Here is an 18,129-nt window from a genome sequence, read left to right as displayed (position 1 = left end):
TCGTATGGCAACTGACGAGAACGCGGCCGGTCGGGATGCGGAACCCCGTGAGCCGGACCGGACTTCCTTAACCGGCCCTAGGGCGCCGCACCGGCGTCCGGCAAGCTCTCGGACGTAGACTGCTCGCCATGCCGTTGCTCCACCGGATCACCTGCCCCGCCGACCTCCGCGAGCTCACCCCCACGGAGCTGGAGAGTCTGGCGGAGGAGATCCGGTCCTTCCTGGTCGCCCGGGTGTCGCGCACCGGCGGGCATCTGGGCCCGAACCTGGGTGCGGTGGAACTGACCATCGCGCTGCACCGGGTCTTCGACTCGCCGCGCGACCCGATCATCTTCGACACCGGTCACCAGAGCTACGTGCACAAGATCCTCACCGGACGGCAGGACCGCTTCGACACCCTGCGCCAGCCCGGCGGCCTGTCCGGCTACCCGAGCCGGGCCGAGTCCGAGCATGACTGGGTGGAGAGCTCGCACGCCTCGGTGTCGCTGTCCTGGGCGGAGGGGCTGGCCAAGGGTTTCGCGCTGCGCGAGGAGGAGCGCACCGTGGTCGCCGTGGTGGGCGACGGCGCGCTGACCGGCGGGATGACCTGGGAGGCGCTGAACAACCTGGCCGTCCAGCCCGAACTGCGACTGGTGATCGTGGTGAACGACAACGGCCGCTCCTACAACCCGACGATCGGCGGCCTGGCCGCCCGGCTGCGCGGGATCGGGCAGCAGCTGTCGGTGATCCGCACCGACCGGCGCTACGAGCGCACCCTGGCCGCGATCAAGCGCTGGGTGAACCGGACGCCGGTGGTGGGCGGGCCCACCTACGGCCTGATGCACGGCTTCAAGGCCGGGGTGAAGGACGTGCTGGCGCCCCAGGGCATGTACTCCGACCTGGGCATCAAATACCTGGGGCCGATCGACGGCCATGACCTGGACGCGCTGGAGCACGCCCTGGAACAGGCCCGGCGGTTCAGCGGCGGCCCGGTGCTGGTGCATTGCATCACTGAGAAGGGACGCGGCTTCCCCGCCGCCGAGGCGAACGAAGAGGACCGGTTCCACGCCGTCGGCCCGATCGACGAGGTGACCGGGGCGCCGCTGGCCAGCAGCACCCCCCGCACCTGGACGGAGGCCTTCGGCGATCACCTGGCCCGGATCGGCGCCACCGACGACTCGGTGGTGGCGATCACCGCCGCCATGCTGCACCCGACCGGACTGACCCGGTTCGCCCGGCACTTCCCGCACCGCACCTTCGATGTCGGCATCGCCGAACAGCACGCGGTCACCTCGGCGGCCGGCCTGGCCCGGGCCGGGCTGCACCCGGTGGTGGCGCTGTACGCCACCTTCCTGAACCGGGCCTTCGACCAGGTGCTGATGGACGTCGCGCTGCACGGCGAGGGGGTCACCTTCGTCCTCGACCGCGCCGGCATCACCGGAGCCGACGGACCCAGCCATCACGGCATGTGGGACCTGTCCCTGATGGGCCTGGTGCCCGGGCTGCACCTGGCCGCCCCGCGCGACGAGCGGCGGCTGCAGGAGGCCCTGGAAACGGCGATCGGCATCGACGACGCGCCCAGCGTGATCCGGTTCTCCAAGGATCCGCTGCCGGCGCCGCTGCCCGCCGTCCGTACCGAGGGCAGCCTCGACGTGCTGTTCGAGCAGGGCGATCCGCGGGTGCTGGTGGTCGGCTGGGGACAGTTCGCCGGCGTCGCGGTCGAGGTCGGCCAGCGGCTGGCCCAGCACGGCATCGGGGCTCAGGTCGTCGATCCGGTCTGGGCGCTGCCGGTCTCCGCCGACCTGATCGCGCTGGCCGGCGCGCACGACCTGGTGGTCACCATCGAGGACGGCGGCCTGGCCGGCGGTCTGGGCTCCCGGTTGGCGCAGGAATGCCGGCTGGCCGGGGTCTCCGCCAACGTCCGGGAGTTCGGCATCCCGCAGCAGTTCATCGACCAGGGCACCCGCTCCGGCATCCTGGCCGACCTCGGGCTCACCGCGCAGCAGATCGCCCGGTTCGCCACCGAGGCCGTGCTGGCCGGCGAGGGCGAGATCGCGGGACACCCGGCGTCCGACCGTCCGGCCTGACATCCGGCGCGCGGACGCCATCGGTGCCCACTTTGACCGTCGGTGACCACTGTCGGGCTATAGCGCGAAAGTGGTCACGGATCGGGTCATCGGCTACCGATCTCGTCAGCCGATCGGACGCCGGGCCGGCGCCACCGCGATCGCCAGGCAGCCGACCACCGCGGTGAGGAACAGCGGGGTGCCGAGCAGATAGTCGCCGCTGTCGGCGAAGACGGTGACGTCGAGGGTGTCGCCGCTGCTCCGGGTCAGGGTGACGAAGGCGGCCGAGGTGACGCCCAGCAGGGCACTGGCGCAGAACAGCAGCACCCGGGCCGGAACCGGCCAGCGTCGCGTCCCTTCGTGGGTGATGTCACCCTCGGTGAGGATCCGCCAGATCAGGCCGAACAGCACCGCGCCGATGCCGCTGAAGCCGAGCAGGGCGCTGATCGGGTCGTCCAGGATGGCCCGGTGCGGGTAGATCAGGCAGAGCAGGATCCCGGACGCCAAGGCGGCCATCCGGATCGCGGTGAGCCGGCGTCCGATCAGTTGCACCGCCGCGGCCAGCAGCAGCGCGATCAGCAGCAGCCCGGACATCTGCGGCACGGTATTGCTCGCCCAGTCCTCGAACCCTCGGTTGCGGAGCAGCTGGAACAGGCTCAGCACGCTCAGTGAGCTCAGGAACATCGCCGCCCAGGGTCGGCCGCGCCGGGCCAGCGGGACGGTGATGCAGAGCCCGATCAGGCAGACCAGCAACCGGGTGGCGATCATCGTCAGATCGGAGCCGGTGACACTCAGAAAGGCGTCCGTGCTGGTGAACAGCCACTGCGCCCCGGTCACCCGGGCCACCTCGCGCAGAATGGAGGCGGCCGGCTGGAACAGCAGCACGGCGATCGTACCCAGGGCGACCAGGTAGTTCACCGGGGTGGAGTCCTCGTCCAGATCCGACCAGGCCGGTGCTCGCCCAGCGGCCGCCATCACGATCAGGTGCAGGGCCGCGATCGCCGCCAGGGCCAGCGCCGAGCCGATCCAGCCGGGCGCCGCGTTCTCCGGGTCGCCGAAGGACCGCACCAGCTCCGCCACCGCCCCGCACAACAACAGCAGCGCGGTGACCTGGAGCGGACGCCGGGGGAGTTCCCGGGTGACCGCCGCCACTCCCGCGAACGACGCGGTCACCGCGATCTGGGCCAGTGCCGCGCCGGCCACCAGCAGGGACGGGACGGCCAGGACGCTGAGCGTCTGCAGGGCGCCCTCGGCCGAGTAGCCGCGCCAGTCCATGTTCAGGCCCCGGGTGGCGGCGTTGCCGCGCAGCGGGACGAACAGCGTCCCGGCGAGCGCCACGGCGACGAACACGAACTCCCACCAGGCGAACTCGGACTGCCAGCGCACCACGGTCAGCACCACCAGCGCCAGCAGGCCGATCAACGGCCAGACCGCCAGCAGCGGGTCGGTCGCCCCGCCGATGGCGAAGTAGGCCATGATCACCGACACACTGGCCAGCGAGTACAGCTTCACCCACCAGGGCAGATGCAGCGCGGCGGTCTGCAGCAGCACCAGCGCCAGCAGGACGCCGGCGATGCACAGCCAGGCGCCGACGTCCGGAATGGTCCGGCCCAGCGGGGTCACGATCAGGGTCTCGGCGTTCCGCAGCGGTCCGGCGAACACCACGGCGAGGGCGAGCAGCGCGTACAGGGTCAGCGCGCTGATCATGATCGGACGCAGCCCGACCGGCCAGCCGGCGGTGCGCGGACGACCCTCCCGCACCGGCTGGACGATGGTCAGCCACACCACGTCCCGGACGACGTTGACGGCGGCGGTGAGCGTCCTCATCAGGTCTCCCGGCGGTAGGCGGACGGGCCGAAGAAGCAGAACAGCTCGCCGGCCCCGGCGACCAGGAAGGTGCCGGCGCCGAAGGACAGATCCTGCTCCTGGGTGACGTAGCGGGCCAGCTCGGTGCCGGCGCCGTCCAGCAGGTGCAGGGTGGTCCGGTCCGCGACCAGCAGCCGGTCGCCCTGCACCGCGACCTGCACCGCGTTCAGCGGGGCGCTCCAGGACCGGACGCCGTCGGCGGCCCGCAGCCCGATCAGCGAATCCGTCGTGCCCAGCGCCACCGTCGTTCCGAAGGCATGCATCGACCTCCGGCCGCCCGGTTGCTGGATCCGCCAGAGCTGCTCGCCGTCGGTGAGCCGGTAGCCGCGGAGGTAGTTGTCGCCGCGGCTGGCCACCACCGCGACCCCGTCGGCGACGGCGAACAGCTCCGGCGGATCGGTGCTGAACTCGTGCAGCGGGACGCCGTCCGGGCCGAGGGTGAGCAGGTTGCCGGCCTGATCGAGCACGGTCAGGGTGCCGCCGTCGGTGACCATCGGACGCCGGATCTCGGTCGGGGTCTGGGCCGTCCAGGCGATCGCGCCGGTCTCCGCCTGGTAGGCGGTGACGACACCGTCCAGGCCGGCCACCACGGCCAGCCCGGCGAACCGGGCGATCGGCACCGCGCTGGCGTCGCCCAGCGCGGCCTGCCAGAGGAACTCGCCCTGGTCGCCATAGGCGACCACCCGGCGCTGCGTGGTGACCGCCACGACGACCCGGCCGATCGCTTCGACCGAGGTGATCTGGCCGCCCGGGTGCGCGTTCCAGCGCGGCGCGGTCGCCGGATCCGACCAGCCGCGGGCGACCAGGTCACCGCCGGGGCTGTTCACGTAGACCACCACCGGCCCGGGCAGCAGCACTGGACGGACGGTGGCGTACAGCGCCAGTGGCGGCACCTTGAGGTCCTTGCGGACGAAATTCCACCCCCCGCTCAGGTCGGGTGGGGCGTACGGAAGCACCCGGCCCAGCGACTGCCAGCGGGGCGCCCGGGGCACCGCCGCGGCGGTCCGGCCGCTCTGTTCGGTGCCGACGATGCCCCGTCCCGGGCACCAGGTCTCGGACGTGCGGGCCGGGGTGGCGTCGTCGCCCACGGTGAGCTCGGTGCCGATCGCCACACAGCCGTCGTTCAGGGCACGCGCCGACATCGTCGCGGCGTAGGGCTTCCGGCCGGAGGCGGTGTTTCCGCTGCCCAGCGTGGCGGTGCCCGCGGCGGTCCAGCGCTGACCGTCCCGGACGCCGGCCGGCAGCACCGGCAGCCCCGGCTCGAAGGCCACGAAGTCGTTGTCCGAGACGTCCGCGCGCAGGTTCAGACCGGTCGGCTCGGCGGCCAGCAGCCGGCTGCGCCGGGCCCGCACCTTTCCGTCGGCGCCGGCGGTGAACTCCGCGATGCGCACCCAGCTCTTCGCGGTCAGCTCGTCGTAGTCGGTGCCGTAGCCGAACGCGACCGGGCCGCTCTGCCAGACCTGCGCGCCGAAGGTGCTGTAGTACTCGGCGACGGTGTCGGTGCCGTCGGAGTTCTGCAGCACGACCCGGTCGTCGGAGGCCGGCAGGTAGGACATCGCGGCCGAGGCGTCCCGGGCGGAGACCGGACGCCCCAGGTTCGCCGCGGCCACCACGATGCCCAGCACCACGGCCACCACCAGGGTCGTGGCCAGGACGGGCCGTGGTCGGCGGGGAGGCGGCGGGGTCTGTGGGCCGGCTGGGTACGGCGGGGGAGCGAGCGGCGGGGGCGCAGCCGGAGCGGCCTGCGGCCGGGTCGGACCGGCGGACCCGAACGCTCCGTGCGGCAGATGACCCGGGTCGGACATTCGCTCACTATAGGCAGCGGACCGGCCCCGGTCGGGTCATCCCGCCCGGCGTATCGCCGTTGCGACGGTGTGGACGCCGCTCAGCCGGCCAGCCGCTGCACGATCAGCGACACCAGCTGCTCCCGCTGCCAGGGCCGGACCAGCTCGGCGGCGAGCGCGGCGTCGACGGCCTCGGCGGTGAGCGGATCCGGCGGCTGCCAGAGCAGCCGGCGCAGGGCGTCCGGGCTGATCAGGTTCTCCACCGGCAACTCCAGCTGCTCGGCGCGTTCCACCACCGCGGGTCGGACGGCGTCCCAGCGGGCGGCGGCCTCGGGGTTGCGCGACTCCCAGGTGCGCGGCGGCGGCGGGCCGTCCGGGCTCAGTTGCCGGGCCGGCAGTTGGGCCCGGGTGAGCGCGGCCACCCGGTCGAGGGCGGCCAGCCAGCGGGCCCGGTAGCGGGACGGGAACCGCCAGGCGAACTCCGGCACGGCGGCCAGGTCGGACGGGCCGAGCCGCTTCACCTCGGCCGAATTGGCCCGGGCGGCCAGTGTGGTGATCGCCCGGTCGGGCAGCACCTTGCCCGGTGCCCGGTCCATCCCGGAGGCGAGCTGGTCGCGGACCTGCCACAGCTCCCGGACGACGGCCAGCGCCCGCGGCGTCCGGACGGCATGCAGCCCGGAGGTGCGGCGCCACGGATCGGTCCGGACCGGTGCCGCGACGGTGGCCCGGTCGACCAGGTGGGCGAACTCCTGCGCCGCCCATTCCTCCTTGCCGGCGGCCTGTAGCCGGACCTCCAGCCAGTCCCGCAGCTCGACCAGCTTCTCCACGTCGAGGGCGGCGTAGTTCAGCCATTCGTCGGGCAGCGGACGCCGTGACCAGTCCGCGGCGGAATGCTCCTTGCGCAGGGTGAGGCCGAACGCCTCCTCGATCAGGGTGCCCAGCGCGACCCGGGGCATGCCCAGCAGTCGGGCGGCCAGCTCGGTGTCGAACAGCCGGCGGGGCAGCAGCTTCACCTCGGCCAGGCAGGGCAGGTCCTGGGTGGCGGCGTGCAGCACCCATTCGGCGTCCGCCAATGCGTCGGCCAGTTCGGAGAAGTCGGCCGGATCGTCGCCGGACATGAACGGGATCGGGTCGAGCAGGACGGTGCCGGCGCCCTCGCGGCGCAGCTGGATCAGGTAGGCGCGCGCCGAATAGCGGAAGCCCTGGGCGCGTTCGGTGTCGATCGCGACCGGACCGCTGCCGGCGGCCAGGGCGGCGGTGGCGGCGGCGAGTCCTTCGGGGGTGCGGACGACCTCCGGCACCCCGTCGGCCGGCGCGTCCAGCGGCACCGTCTCGTTGGCGAGGACGGCGTCGTCCTCAGGCTGTTCGCTCACCGGCGCCGCCGTGCCGACATCACCACCACACCCTCGGGCAGCGGTGGCAGTCCGGCGGTGGTGCACAGTAGTTCCGACCAGCTCATCAGGTGGCGGGTGACGTCGTCGGCGGAGGCCACCAGCGGCGTCCAGGAGGCCCGGATCTCGATCTCGGCGCGCGGCGGATCGGCCTCCATGGCTCCGAACGCCCGCGACGACACCGCGGTCACGGTGCCGCTCGGTGCGGTGTAGTCGGCGCCGTAGCGGTCCAGTGCGTCGGTCAGCCACGACCAGCCGACCTCGGTGAGCAGCGGGTCGGCGACCATTTCGGCGTCCACTTCGGCGCGGGCGTAGGTGACGCAGCGGAAGTCGCCGTCCCAGGACGGGTTGCCGGCCGGATCGTGCAGCAGCACCAGCCGGCCGTTGCCCAGGTCTTCGCCGCCGGAGACCACTTCGGCGGCCACGGCGACGGCGTGCGGAGCGATCCGCTGCGGCGCTGGGATCTCCTCGATGACCAACTCGGGACGCCAGTGCATGGCTTGCAGCGCAGCCACCGCGTCGTCGAACAACCCGGGACCGCTCACCATGGTCTTTCGCGCACCTCCCACGGCACTGAATCTAGCCGCGGGGACTGCCCACGCCCGGGTGACTCGCCGGGCGGGGGCCACGATCACGCCGGCTGTTCGGGCTCCAGCGTCAGGCAGATCGAGTTGATGCAGTAGCGCTTGTCGGTCGGCGTGTCGTAGCCCTCGCCGGTGAACACATGGCCCAGGTGGGAGTCGCAGGTGGCGCAGCGCACCTCGGTGCGGACCCGCCACAGTGAGCGGTCTTCGATGTAGCGGACGCTGTCCAGCTCGGGGGCGAAGAACGATGGCCAGCCGCAGTGCGACTCGAATTTGGTGTCGCTGGTGAACAGCTTCGCGCCGCAGCCGCGGCAGCGGTAAGTGCCGGGCGTGGTGGTGTCGGTGTACTCGCCGGTGAACGGACGCTCGGTGCCGGCCTCGCGCAGCACGTGGTACTCCGCGGGGGAGAGCATGGCGCGCCACTGCTCCGGCGTCCGGAACTGCTTCGGATCGAGTTCCATGGCGGCTCCTTCGGATGATCGGCTGTCCAGCCTAGTGCTGCCGACTGCGCGCCCCCAGGAGAGGCCGTCCGCCGTGCGCGAAACTGCCCGTGGGTCTGTCCCTGCGCACCGTACTCGCGCACCGGATGTGTGGGGCGATCCGCAGGGTCTGTCCCCGCACCGAGTCCGGGTGCTGTCAGAACCGCCCACTAGCCTGTGCCCATGGCCAGTAGCCCCGCCGCGATCGTTGAAGCAGCCGGACGTGAGGTGCGCGTCACCAGCCCCGACCGGGTGGTCTACGCCGCCACCGAACGGACGCCGGAGATCAGCAAGCTGGCCGTGTGCGCGTACTACGCGCGGGTCGGCGACGCGCTGATGCGGTCGATGGGGGAGCGTCCGACGGCGATGGAACGCTGGCCGGACGGCTGGCGCGAAGGCATGCGGCTGGCCACCGGCCCGCAGGACCGGGACGCCGACGGCTTCTACCAGAAGCGGCTGCCGCGGGGCGTCCCGGACTACGTCCAGAGTGTTCGGATCACCTTCCCCAGCGGACGTCCCGCCGACGAGTTGTGCCCGTCCGAGCCGGCGGCGTTCGTCTGGGCGGCGCAGATGGGCACGCTCACCTTCCACCCCTGGCCGGTCCGGCGTCCGGACGTCGACCATCCCGACGAGCTGCGGCTCGACCTGGATCCGCAGCCGGGCACCGGCTTCGCCGACGCCCAGCGGGTGGCGGCCGTCGCCAAGGAGCTGCTGGAGGAGCTCGGGCTGCGCGGCTACCCGAAGACGTCCGGCAACCGCGGCATCCACATCTACCTGCGGATCCGGCCCGAGTACAGCTTCGAGGACGTCCGGCACGCCGCCATCGGCTTCGGTCGGGAGCTGGAGCGCCGCGACGCCGGCGTCACCACCGCGTGGTGGAAGGAGGAACGCGGCGAGCGGATCTTCATCGACTTCAACCAGAACAACCGCGACCGCACCATCGCCGGTGCCTGGAGCCTGCGGGCCCGGCCGGGCGCGCCGGTCAGCACCCCGATGACCTGGGCGCAGCTGGCCGAGGTGAAGGATCCGCGCGACTTCAACCTGATCACCGTCCCCGACTACCTGGCGCACGGCGATCCGTGGGCCGAGATGGACGCCGAGGTGTTCCCCCTCGAGCCGCTGCTGCATCTGTGGCGGACGCTGCCCGGCGGCGAGTTGAACTTCCCGCCCGACTATCCGAAGATGCCCGGCGAGCCGCCGCGGGTGCAGCCGTCCAAGAAGGTCGCGGCGCACTGGGACGCCGACGGCAACCGGGTCGAGAAGTAGCGACCCGGCTGCCGGATGGTTCGGCCCCGGCTGCCGGATGGTTCAGAGCGCCTTGGCGACCTCGGTGGAGGGCAGCGGGTGACTGAACATCGGGTAGTCGTAGCGGATCGCGTTGGCGTGCTCCTCCTCGGAGGTGGCTGCCACGCAGTCGGTCAGGGTGATCACCCGATACCCGTTCTCGTAGGCGCTGCGCATGGTGGACTCGACGCAGCAGTTGGTCAGGAAACCGCCCAGGATCACGGTGTCGATGCCCTTGCTGCGCAGGATGAAGTCCAGATTGGTGCTGGCGAAGGTGTCCAGCCCGCGCTTGCCCTCGATGAGGATGTCGCCCTCGGCCGGGGCCAGGTCGTCGACGATGGCGGCGCCCCAGCTGCCCTTCACGAAGGCGTTGCCGCCGACCACGCCGGCCAGGATGCCGTAGGGGTGCCGGGTCAGTTCGGCGTAGCCGGGTGCGAAGGTGATCGGCGCGTGCATGATCGTCACGCCGGCGGCCCGGGCGGCGTCCACGAAGGCCTTGGTGTTGGCCAGCATCGAGGTGGACTCCATCACGCCGGCCACCGCCTCGTGCAGCACCCCGCCCTCGCTGGTGAACTCGTTCTGGTACTCGATCAGCACCACGGCCGTGGTCGCCGGGTCGAGCTTCAGGGTGTCGTCGGACATCGTTCCTCCTCGTCGAGTTGATGAGCCTGCTGGGGCCAATCGAAGCACTGCCGGACGCCGTGCGCACCGTTTGCCGGCGATCGGCCGCACAATGGCTGCCATGCAGCTGCCCGTGATGCCGCCGGTGAAGCCGATGCTGGCCAAGTCCGTCCCGCAGATCCCCGCCGGGGAGCTGTGCTACGAGCCCAAATGGGACGGGTTCCGGTCGATCATCTTCCGGGACGGGGACGAGGTGGAGATCGGATCCCGCAACGAGCGTCCGATGACCCGGTACTTCCCCGAGGTGGTCGAGGCGGTGAAGGCGAATCTGCCGGAACGCTGCGTGATCGACGGCGAGATCGTGGTGGTGATCGGCGACCGGCTGGAGTTCGACGCGCTGCAGCAACGGATCCATCCGGCGGCCAGCCGGGTGAAGCTGCTCGCGGAGCAGACACCGGCCAGCTTCGTCGCTTTCGACCTGCTGGCGCTGGGCGACGAAGACTACACCGAGCGGCCGCTGCGGGAGCGGCGTGCCGCGCTGGAGCAGGCGCTGTCGACGGCGCGCCCGCCGATCCACCTGACCCCGGTCACCCACGATCCGGCGCTGGCCCAGGAGTGGTTCGCCCAGTTCGAGGGCGCCGGTCTGGACGGAGTGGTGGCCAAATCGCTGGACGGCGGCTATCAGCCCGACAAACGGACCATGTTCAAGATCAAACATCAGCGCACCGCCGATTGTGTGGTCGCCGGCTACCGGCTGCACGCCAGCGGCGACGACGCCGTCGGCTCGCTGCTGCTCGGCCTGTACAACGACGCCGGCGAACTGGCCTCCGTCGGTGTGATCGGGGCGTTCCCGCTGGCCCGTCGCCGCGAGTTGTTCGCCGAGCTGCAGCCGCTGGTGACCACCTTCGACGACCATCCGTGGGCCTGGGCCCGGCAGCAGGAGGGCGCCCGCACCCCGCGGAACTCGCAGTACAGCCGGTGGAACAACGGCAAGGACCTGTCCTTCGTGCCGCTGCGTCCCGAACTGGTCGTCGAGGTGCGCTACGAGCACATGGAGGGCGTCCGGTTCCGGCACACCGCCCAGTTCAACCGCTGGCGTCCCGACCGGGATCCGCGATCCTGCACCTACACCCAGCTGGAGGAGCCGGTGAAGTACGACCTGGCCGACATCCTGACCACCCCGGGGGCGTCCGAATAGCCGAGCCGCCGGTGATCGAGCATGCCGCGACTTCTGGCGGTATCCCGCGGTACGCGGCGGGACGCTGGCGACGGTTCTTTTCGTCCCACTGGTACTACCAGTGAGACGCTGGGGACGGTTCCTTTCGTCCCACTGGTGCTACGAATGGGACGAAAGGAACCGTCCCCTCCGTCCCACCACCATGCCGCGGGCCCAGCCAGGTGGGAGACCCGGGACGCTGGTGTGACGCCTGGCGGTGCGTCAGACTACGTGGATGGCAGCCAAGAAGAAGTCGAAGACCAGCGAGGGGACGCCGTCTCAGCCCACCGAGCCGCTCAGCAGGCTGCTTCGGCTGCCGTCCGGACCGGTCGACATGGCGGCGCTCGATCCGGCGGCGACGCACGGCTATCCGGGCGTTGGCAAGGACGACGCCCCGGCGCTGACCGAGGCGCTGGCGCCCGAGCTCTCCGACCTGCAGGAACGCCTCTACGCCAATGGTCGTTCCGAGCCGGAGCAGGCGCCGAGCGTGCTGGTGCTGCTGCAGGGCATGGACACCTCGGGCAAGGGTGGGGTGATCCGGCACGCCATGGGCATGGTCGATCCGCAGGGCATCCAGCTGACCTCGTTCAAGGCGCCCACCAAGGAGGAGCTCAGCCACCACTACCTGTGGCGGATCCGGCGGGCCTTGCCGCGCCCGGGGATGATCGGCATCTTCGACCGGTCGCAGTACGAGGACGTGCTGGTGGTGCGGGTCGATCAGCTGGTGCCGGTCAGTGAGTGGAGCGGCCGCTACGACGAGATCAACGCCTTCGAGCGCAAGGTCGTCGAATCGGGAACGACGGTGATCAAGTGCTTCCTGCACGTCTCGTTCGAGGAGCAGAAGCAGCGCCTGGCCGATCGGCTGGCGAGCCCGGAGAAGTACTGGAAGTACAACCCGAAGGACGTGGATGCCCGGGCCAAGTGGCCCGCCTACCAGCAGGCCTACGCGGACGCCCTGGAACGCTGCAACACCGAGCATGCACCGTGGTTCGTGATCCCGTCCGACCGCAAGTGGTACCGGAATTGGGCGGTCGCCCAACTGCTCCGCGAGCATCTGGTCGGGCTCGACATCGGCTGGCCGGAGGCGACCTTCGATGTCGCGGACGAGCAGACTCGGGTGGCTGAGTCCTGAACCGCGGGTCCGGAATCGCCCGGTAACGGACGCCCGGTAACCAGCCCAGCAAACCAGCGCTCGCCTAACTATTTGCCGCTCGCTGAACTCAGCGAGCGGCAAATAGTTAGGCGAGCGATTGATGCGGGCGGACGCCCTCCGGTGCGGTTGGTGCGGGTGCCTGGCTCAGGCGATGGTGAGGTGTCGGGCGGGCGCCTCGTCCTCGATCTCCTCGAAGCCGAAGTCGAGCAGGTCCATGGCGGCGAACGCGTAGCGGGCCAGGATCAGGTCCATCACCTCGTGCGCCGAGCCCAGCGGCTCGCTCACCGAGACGGCGCCACAGTGCTCGGCCAGTTCGGCCTGAGCGTGGAACAGCTCGGTTGCGGTCAGGAAGAACGAACCGACCGCGATGTGCCGGCGGCCCTGGGCGCGCAGCCCCTGGATCGCCTGGGACACGGAAGGGCCGGAGCCGTCCGCGACCGCGGTGAGGCAGGGCAGCCGATGGTGCGTCGACCATTGCCGGGCCCGGCGGGCCAGCAGAGCATTGCCCCGGACGTCGCCGCTACGGGCCGCGGACAGCACCAGGCCGTCCAATTCGAGGACGCGCTGGGCCGACAGCGAGGAACGCAGCCGCTGATCGAGGACGGTCAACAGGCTGACCTCGGGGCCGACCGGACGCGACACGCTCACCCGCAGATCGGGGAACAGGCTGCGCAGCTTCACCGACTGGCCGATCACCCGTTCGTCGGCATCGATCGCGTGGGTGAGTTGGAGCGGCACCAACACCACCTCGGTGATGCCCTGCTTGATCAGCTGCGACACCACCTGCGTGGTCGAGGGGGAGCAATGTTCGAGGAAGGCGCAGTGCACCGAGAGCCCGGGACGCATGCCCTGGAGACCCTGTCTCAAGGAGTGCGCGACTTGGGCCACTCGGGCATCGGTGCTGCCCATTCCCACCATCACCAAGGCTGGAGCGGTCATGATGTGCCTCTCTTGCTCACATGTCCTGCGGCTCCATTGCCGGCGCTTTTTCGTAGCACCAACATCTCTCGGAGCTTGTACCAGATGCAAATCGGTTGCTCAACATGTGAGACATCAATCCCAAATCCCGGGAATCGGGCCGATCGAAGGGCCTCGGGGGCGCGACTTCGCTGAGTACACCCTGAGAATCTCACTGTGTGGACGGGGTGGTCAACCGGGACCGCGGCGCTCGGCCCTGCTCAGCGGTCACGGCCGAGCGGGATCGGTCGAGCGGGGTCGGCGCAGCGGTCAGGGTCGAGCGGGATCGACCAGCGGGATCGGCCCAGCGGATCGGCCGGACCGGGGATGGGGACGCCGGCGGCCGCCGGGCGAGCAGCGAACTCGCCCGACGGCCGGCAGGATGGCTACTTCTTCGGGAAGGCCGGTTGGGTGCTCACCTCCCAGATCGCCGGGCTGGCGGCCAGCGCGTCGGTCAGTGTCGCGAACGGCTTCTGCAGCGGCTTACGTCCGGTGACCGTGCGCACCGCGAACTGGGCGACCTTCTGCTGCATGTAGGCCATGTTCTCGGCGCCCTGCATCACCTCGGAGTGCGGACCCCGCACGTAGACGATCTCCTTGTGGCCCGGTCGAGCCCGGAGGTAGGCGTCGAAGGCGCCGGCGGTCTGTCCGTTCTCGTCCCAGATCCCCTTGCCGAAGAACACCGCCGGCCAGGAGCCGATGTTGCCCAGCGGTTCGGAGGTGGGGCGCCACCAGAAGTGGTTGATCTCGGCATTGGCCCCCACCAGGGCCAGATCGGTCTGTTCGATGTACGGATGGCCCCACAGATTGGCCAGCAGGATCGCGCCCTTGATGTTCTTGTGGCCGACGGCCTTGTGGCAGGGCTTGCCGGGGGTGTCGTAGGAGCACCACCGGTTGAAGTTGGCGTTCATCGCGGTCTGGGTGGCGTAGCCGCCCTGGCTCGACCCGCCCAGCAGGATCGGCATCGTGTAGGCGCGGGAGCGACGTCCGAGGAGCGCGTCAGCGGCCTTCGCGCCGCTGAGGGTGCGCCCCGACGGGGTGGCGACCCGCAGGCCCTTGCCGGTGCCGATGGTGTCGATCGCCCGGAGCATGTCGAGGCCCTGGTTGAGGACGTTGTCGGCGGTCAGGCCGCCGGAGATGCCGTGACCCCGCTTGTCGAAGGTCAGCACGTCGAACCCGGCCTGGTTCAGGCTGTACAGGTACTGGCGCCAGCCTCGGCTGCCCCATTTCTCCGTGGTCGCGTTCGGGTACACCTGATCGACGAATTTGCCGTCGGCGTCCACCGCGTAGACGCCGTCGTCCGGGTGCTGGATGGCGGTGGTCTCGATCGTCCGTCCGCCCATGTAGATGACCAGAGCCCGGGTGCGCCGATGGCTGCCGGCCTTGGCCACGCCGCTGCCCTTCAAGTACCAGCCGCGCAGCTTGGTGGTCGGCCCGGCGCCTCGGTTGAGCTGGTCGTACAGGTCGGCGGGTGCGGACATCTCGAAGATGTAGGTGCGCGAATCGGCCTTGGCGATCGACTCCTTGTAGGGCGCTCGGCCGAAGAAGGACGGCCGGCGAATCGCCGTCAGGTCCACCTTCTCGGCCAGCGGGTCGATTGCGCCCTCTTTGCTCACCGTTCCGGTATTGCGGAACTGGGAGCCGACATAGGATTTCGCGGTCTCGACGGCGGCGCAGCTGCTCCCGGCCTTGCACGCGGCCAATGCCTCTTCCGCCTTGGCGAAGCTGAATTCCTTCACCCGATAGTCGCCCTGGTACCCCGCCGGCGCCGGCGAGAGCTGGGCGAACGGCAGGCAGACGCTGCCCAGCATCTCGTCCGGGACCAGCAGTCCGGGAAGCTCCTTATTGGACGGGAATCCCACCTTTCCGGTGCAATTCGTCGCGACGGCCACCGTCGGGTCGAGATAGCGGGCGCCCGCCATGGCGGCGGTCGGGGTCGGTGTCGTCTTCGACGGGTTGGCCGCGGTATCGCGGCCCACTGCCTGTCCGATGTCTGCGGACGCGAGGGTGGCCGCCATCGAGGCGACCGCCAGGGCCGTGAGCGTTCGACGGCCGATGGATAGCTTCATTGCTTTTCCTTCCCGGTGTGTCGGGGTCAGCCGGCCACCCGCTGAGCCGATGCGGGGACGGGGCGGGTTGCCGTGTGGGGACGTCGCGAAGCTAGGGGCGGCGTCGGCATGCTGGGAAGCGGTATCGCTCATGTCCCGCCATGCGGGTCGTTCGATGCCGGTCAGCGGTTCGCCCGGCGGCGGTGCGGGATGCGTCCAGGTCCGGGGGATCGTCGGTGGAAGGCTGTTGGGGACGCCGCACGTCCGGCCGCGCGTCGGTAGAGTCCGGCCATGAGCGCGACCTCGCGTCGTCCGGACGATCAGTTGCTGCAATCGGTCCGCAACGCACTGCGGATCCTCCGGATGCTCAAGACCCGGCCCACCGTGAAAGCCCCGGCGATCGGGGAGGAGTTGAATCTGGGCAGGTCGACGGTGCATCGCCTGCTGGCGACCCTGGAAAGCGAAGGATTCGTGCAGCGCGACCACCTCGGGAACGGCTACCGAGCGGGCCGCGAGCTCATCACGGTGGGCATCGCGGCGGTGGGGGACATCGACGTCCGAAAGAAGGCCCGGGAGCATATGGAGGCGCTCAGCGCGACCACCGGCGAGACCGTTCATATGTTCATTCCGGAAGGCTCGAACACCCGCATTATCGACGGCGTGGAGGGGAGTCGTCCGGTGCGTGTGGCCACCGCGATCGGTGCGTTGTATCCGGCGCATGCGACCGCCGGCGGCAAGGCGCTGCTGGCCGCCCTGCCGCCGGAGCAACTGGATTCGCTGTTCCCGCGCGGACTGCCGCGACTGACCTCGGCCACGACCGTCGACCGGGAGACACTGGCCGCCGAAATCGGCCGAATCCGAAAACAGGGCTACGCGGTCAATCGCGGCGAGTCCACCGACGAGGTGTGCGGAATCGCGGTCCCGATCCTGGACAAGACCCGCCGGGTGGTCGCCTCGCTGGCGTTGGCGATCCCGCAGAGCCGGATGGACGACGAGCGCACGCCCGGGCTGGCGCACGAACTGCGGTGCCGGGCGGACCGCATCGGCGAGACCCTGATCTAATGCCCCGGCCACCAACCTTCACCCGCTACGCGACGCCCGGATCGGCGCCTCGCCGCGTTCTCCTCGGTCACCAGGCGTCTTGTTATCAGGCCCTCGCCGGCCTGCGAGGCAGCCGACCGGACGCCGCTCGCCAGGCGTGATGACGCCAGCGGGCGGGGATCGCCGAGGCATCGCCGGCCGGCGCGGCGGTACACCCCAAGAAGAACCACAGGAGCCCGGCTCCATTGCAGGAACCGGGCTCTCACTAGGTGTTCTTCGCGGTGGGCGATACTGGGTTCGAACCAGTGACCTCTTCGGTGTGAACGAAGCGCGCTACCACTGCGCCAATCGCCCGCGGCTGACAACGATAGCGGATCCGGGCGGTGGTTCGCACGTCGAGCGCCGCAACCGTCCAGCAGGAGCCTCGGTTTGCCGACCGCGAGTCAAGGTTGTTAAGGTTGCATCCGCACCGGGGAGCCCGAGAGGGTCCGGAACGCACGCGGACGTGGCTCAGTTGGTAGAGCATCACCTTGCCAAGGTGAGGGTCGCGGGTTCGAATCCCGTCGTCCGCTCGGAGTTGGTCTCGTACCTGCCGAGGCCGGTTCTCACCGGTGGAGTGGCCGAGAGGCGAGGCAACGGACTGCAAATCCGTGTACACGGGTTCAAATCCCGTCTCCACCTCGGGCGGTTGGCGCAGTTGGTAGCGCGCTTCCCTGACACGGAAGAGGTCATCAGTTCAAGTCTGGTACCGCCCACCACGCAGGAACACCCGACATCGGCCGATGTCGGGTGTTTGCCGTTTCCGGGGTGCTATGGCCGTCTGGACGTCGCACCAGGCGTGCCACGACCACGGAGCTGGGTGATCCGCTTCTGCAGCAGGGTGCGCTCCAGCGCGTTGAGCCCGTCCAGCACCTCGATCAGGACGCCGACGCCGGCCAGGCTGTCCAGGGCGGCCTCGGCCCCGGCCGGGTCCACGCCCTCGTACAGTTCCAGGCCGATGAAGGCGGCGCCGATCGCCCGGGCCAGGGCGTCCACGTCCACCAGATCCCGGACGGGGGAGTCGGTCAGCAGCCTCCGAACGGCCCGGGCGACCTCGGCGAACCACAGTTCCAGGCATTCCCGCGCGGTCTCCGCGTGCTCGGGATCGGACTGGCCGGCGGCCAGCAGTTGCGCCATCACCCGGACGGCCCCGCGAGCCGACTCTTCGGCGTGCAGCCGGCGTCCGACCGCCAGCAGCGCGGTCAGCGAGGACGCCTGCGCGAGGGCGGGGCGATAGCGCTGCACGGCCAGCCGGGTGCTGTGCCGGGCCGACTCCCGGACCAGCAGCGGCACCGAGGTGAAGTGGTAGAACACCAGCGCCTGATTGACCCCGGACGCCGACGCCACCGCGCGCGCCGACACGCCGCCGATGCCCGGCCCGGCCAGTAGGTCGATGGTGGCCCTCAGCAGCCGTTCCCGGGTCTCGGACGCCGTCACCGGTCGAGCACCCCGCGGTCCGACCCCCAGGCCACCCAGCGGGCAGCGAAGGATCCGCACAGCGCGGCCACCACCGCGCCGGGCCAACTGAGCGCGAACAGCGGTGCGCAGACCGCGGCAGCCGTGGCCGCCGCGGCGGCGCCACCGAGCAGTCGGACCGCCAGCGGCGCCGCGCCGGCACGAG

At 70.7% G+C, this 18,129-nt stretch carries 15 protein-coding genes and 4 tRNA genes; 8 read left to right on the top strand and 11 right to left on the bottom strand.

The genetic code is table 11. From position 1 onward, the window contains the following. Window positions 1–128 precede the first annotated feature (128 nt). Window positions 129–2,066, top strand: coding sequence for a 1-deoxy-D-xylulose-5-phosphate synthase (gene dxs / locus QM582_RS04165; RefSeq protein WP_415082015.1), 1,938 nt, complete (start codon window positions 129–131; stop codon window positions 2,064–2,066). A 105-nt stretch (window positions 2,067–2,171) separates the two neighbouring features. On the opposite strand, the gene QM582_RS04160 is transcribed toward dxs, so the two are convergent. The 5 genes from QM582_RS04160 to msrB all read right to left on the bottom strand — a co-directional run bounded on the left by QM582_RS04160 (window position 2,172) and on the right by msrB (window position 8,131). After that, entirely contained in the window at window positions 2,172–3,872 is a 1,701-nt protein-coding gene (locus tag QM582_RS04160; RefSeq protein WP_415082013.1) for a hypothetical protein, read from the bottom strand. Continuing rightward, window positions 3,872–5,545, bottom strand: a complete 1,674-nt coding sequence (locus tag QM582_RS04155; RefSeq protein ID WP_415082012.1) for a PQQ-binding-like beta-propeller repeat protein — start codon at window positions 5,543–5,545, stop codon at window positions 3,872–3,874. Before QM582_RS04155 ends, QM582_RS04160 begins: the two co-directional genes overlap by 1 nt. A 251-nt stretch (window positions 5,546–5,796) precedes the next feature. Next, on the bottom strand, window positions 5,797–7,068 hold the full coding sequence (locus tag QM582_RS04150; RefSeq protein ID WP_415082010.1) for an HRDC domain-containing protein: 1,272 nt from the start codon (window positions 7,066–7,068) through the stop codon (window positions 5,797–5,799). Continuing rightward, complete coding sequence (locus QM582_RS04145; protein WP_415082008.1) at window positions 7,065–7,655, bottom strand: DUF3000 domain-containing protein; 591 nt, start codon at window positions 7,653–7,655, stop codon at window positions 7,065–7,067. The genes QM582_RS04150 and QM582_RS04145 overlap by 4 nt, the downstream gene beginning before the upstream one ends. Before the next feature lie 62 nt (window positions 7,656–7,717). Further along, entirely contained in the window at window positions 7,718–8,131 is a 414-nt protein-coding gene (gene msrB / locus QM582_RS04140; RefSeq protein ID WP_415082006.1) for a peptide-methionine (R)-S-oxide reductase MsrB, read from the bottom strand. Window positions 8,132–8,332: 201 nt separating this feature from the next. Between msrB and QM582_RS04135 the strand changes: the two genes are divergently transcribed. Then, complete coding sequence (locus QM582_RS04135; RefSeq protein WP_415082004.1) at window positions 8,333–9,415, top strand: DNA polymerase domain-containing protein; 1,083 nt, start codon at window positions 8,333–8,335, stop codon at window positions 9,413–9,415. A 42-nt stretch (window positions 9,416–9,457) separates the two neighbouring features. Here the strand turns inward: QM582_RS04135 and QM582_RS04130 are convergent, their stop codons facing one another. Continuing rightward, complete coding sequence (locus QM582_RS04130) at window positions 9,458–10,075, bottom strand: cysteine hydrolase family protein (RefSeq protein ID WP_415082002.1); 618 nt, start codon at window positions 10,073–10,075, stop codon at window positions 9,458–9,460. 100 nt (window positions 10,076–10,175) lie between these two features. Here QM582_RS04130 and QM582_RS04125 point away from each other — a divergent pair, with 100 nt between their 5' ends. Both QM582_RS04125 and QM582_RS04120 read left to right on the top strand, forming a co-directional pair. Then, window positions 10,176–11,252 (top strand): ATP-dependent DNA ligase, encoded by a 1,077-nt coding sequence (locus QM582_RS04125; protein WP_415082000.1) that lies wholly within the window; start codon window positions 10,176–10,178, stop codon window positions 11,250–11,252. A gap of 253 nt (window positions 11,253–11,505) precedes the next feature. Further along, the gene (locus QM582_RS04120; RefSeq protein ID WP_415081998.1) at window positions 11,506–12,402 is read left to right on the top strand and encodes a PPK2 family polyphosphate kinase; all 897 of its coding nucleotides are present in this window, start codon (window positions 11,506–11,508) and stop codon (window positions 12,400–12,402) included. A 165-nt stretch (window positions 12,403–12,567) separates the two neighbouring features. Here QM582_RS04120 and QM582_RS04115 read toward each other — a convergent pair whose 3' ends face one another. After that, complete coding sequence (locus QM582_RS04115; protein ID WP_415082105.1) at window positions 12,568–13,332, bottom strand: sirohydrochlorin chelatase; 765 nt, start codon at window positions 13,330–13,332, stop codon at window positions 12,568–12,570. A gap of 434 nt (window positions 13,333–13,766) precedes the next feature. Beyond that, entirely contained in the window at window positions 13,767–15,449 is a 1,683-nt protein-coding gene (locus QM582_RS04110) for a hypothetical protein (protein WP_415081997.1), read from the bottom strand. A gap of 270 nt (window positions 15,450–15,719) precedes the next feature. Between QM582_RS04110 and QM582_RS04105 the strand changes: the two genes are divergently transcribed. Beyond that, window positions 15,720–16,490, top strand: coding sequence for an IclR family transcriptional regulator (locus QM582_RS04105; RefSeq protein WP_415081996.1), 771 nt, complete (start codon window positions 15,720–15,722; stop codon window positions 16,488–16,490). A gap of 261 nt (window positions 16,491–16,751) precedes the next feature. On the opposite strand, the gene QM582_RS04100 is transcribed toward QM582_RS04105, so the two are convergent. Beyond that, window positions 16,752–16,823 (bottom strand) — tRNA-Val (locus QM582_RS04100). A gap of 145 nt (window positions 16,824–16,968) precedes the next feature. Here QM582_RS04100 and QM582_RS04095 point away from each other — a divergent pair. The 3 genes from QM582_RS04095 (at window position 16,969) to QM582_RS04085 (ending at window position 17,227) form a co-directional block, all read left to right on the top strand. Further along, window positions 16,969–17,041, top strand: a tRNA-Gly gene (locus tag QM582_RS04095). Window positions 17,042–17,079: 38 nt separating this feature from the next. Next, window positions 17,080–17,150 (top strand) — tRNA-Cys (locus tag QM582_RS04090). 1 nt (window position 17,151) lies between these two features. Beyond that, window positions 17,152–17,227 (top strand) — tRNA-Val (locus QM582_RS04085). Between the two features lie 52 nt (window positions 17,228–17,279). Here QM582_RS04085 and QM582_RS04080 read toward each other — a convergent pair. Both QM582_RS04080 and QM582_RS04075 read right to left on the bottom strand, forming a co-directional pair. Continuing rightward, complete coding sequence (locus QM582_RS04080) at window positions 17,280–17,945, bottom strand: TetR/AcrR family transcriptional regulator (RefSeq protein WP_415081994.1); 666 nt, start codon at window positions 17,943–17,945, stop codon at window positions 17,280–17,282. Further along, window positions 17,942–18,129: hypothetical protein (locus tag QM582_RS04075; RefSeq protein ID WP_415081993.1), on the bottom strand; the 188-nt coding region annotated here is incomplete at its 5' end. The genes QM582_RS04075 and QM582_RS04080, both read right to left, overlap by 4 nt.

It is taken from the genome of Micropruina sp., from assembly GCF_047607385.1.
Taxonomy (GTDB): Bacteria; Actinomycetota; Actinomycetes; order Propionibacteriales; family Propionibacteriaceae; genus Micropruina.
The sequence above is the reverse complement of the archived record's forward strand: the minus strand, read 5'-3'. Positions and strand labels throughout refer to the sequence as shown.

Coding starts and splice junctions, on each gene's coding strand:
- dxs (WP_415082015.1), top strand. CDS start 129: ATGCCGTTGCTCCACCGGATCACCTGCCCCGCCGACCTCCGCGAGCTC.
- QM582_RS04160 (WP_415082013.1), bottom strand. CDS start 3,872: ATGAGGACGCTCACCGCCGCCGTCAACGTCGTCCGGGACGTGGTGTGG.
- msrB (WP_415082006.1), bottom strand. CDS start 8,131: ATGGAACTCGATCCGAAGCAGTTCCGGACGCCGGAGCAGTGGCGCGCC.
- QM582_RS04135 (WP_415082004.1), top strand. CDS start 8,333: ATGGCCAGTAGCCCCGCCGCGATCGTTGAAGCAGCCGGACGTGAGGTG.
- QM582_RS04130 (WP_415082002.1), bottom strand. CDS start 10,075: ATGTCCGACGACACCCTGAAGCTCGACCCGGCGACCACGGCCGTGGTG.
- QM582_RS04125 (WP_415082000.1), top strand. CDS start 10,176: ATGCAGCTGCCCGTGATGCCGCCGGTGAAGCCGATGCTGGCCAAGTCC.
- QM582_RS04120 (WP_415081998.1), top strand. CDS start 11,506: ATGGCAGCCAAGAAGAAGTCGAAGACCAGCGAGGGGACGCCGTCTCAG.
- QM582_RS04115 (WP_415082105.1), bottom strand. CDS start 13,332: ATGGGCAGCACCGATGCCCGAGTGGCCCAAGTCGCGCACTCCTTGAGA.
- QM582_RS04110 (WP_415081997.1), bottom strand. CDS start 15,449: ATGAAGCTATCCATCGGCCGTCGAACGCTCACGGCCCTGGCGGTCGCC.
- QM582_RS04105 (WP_415081996.1), top strand. CDS start 15,720: ATGAGCGCGACCTCGCGTCGTCCGGACGATCAGTTGCTGCAATCGGTC.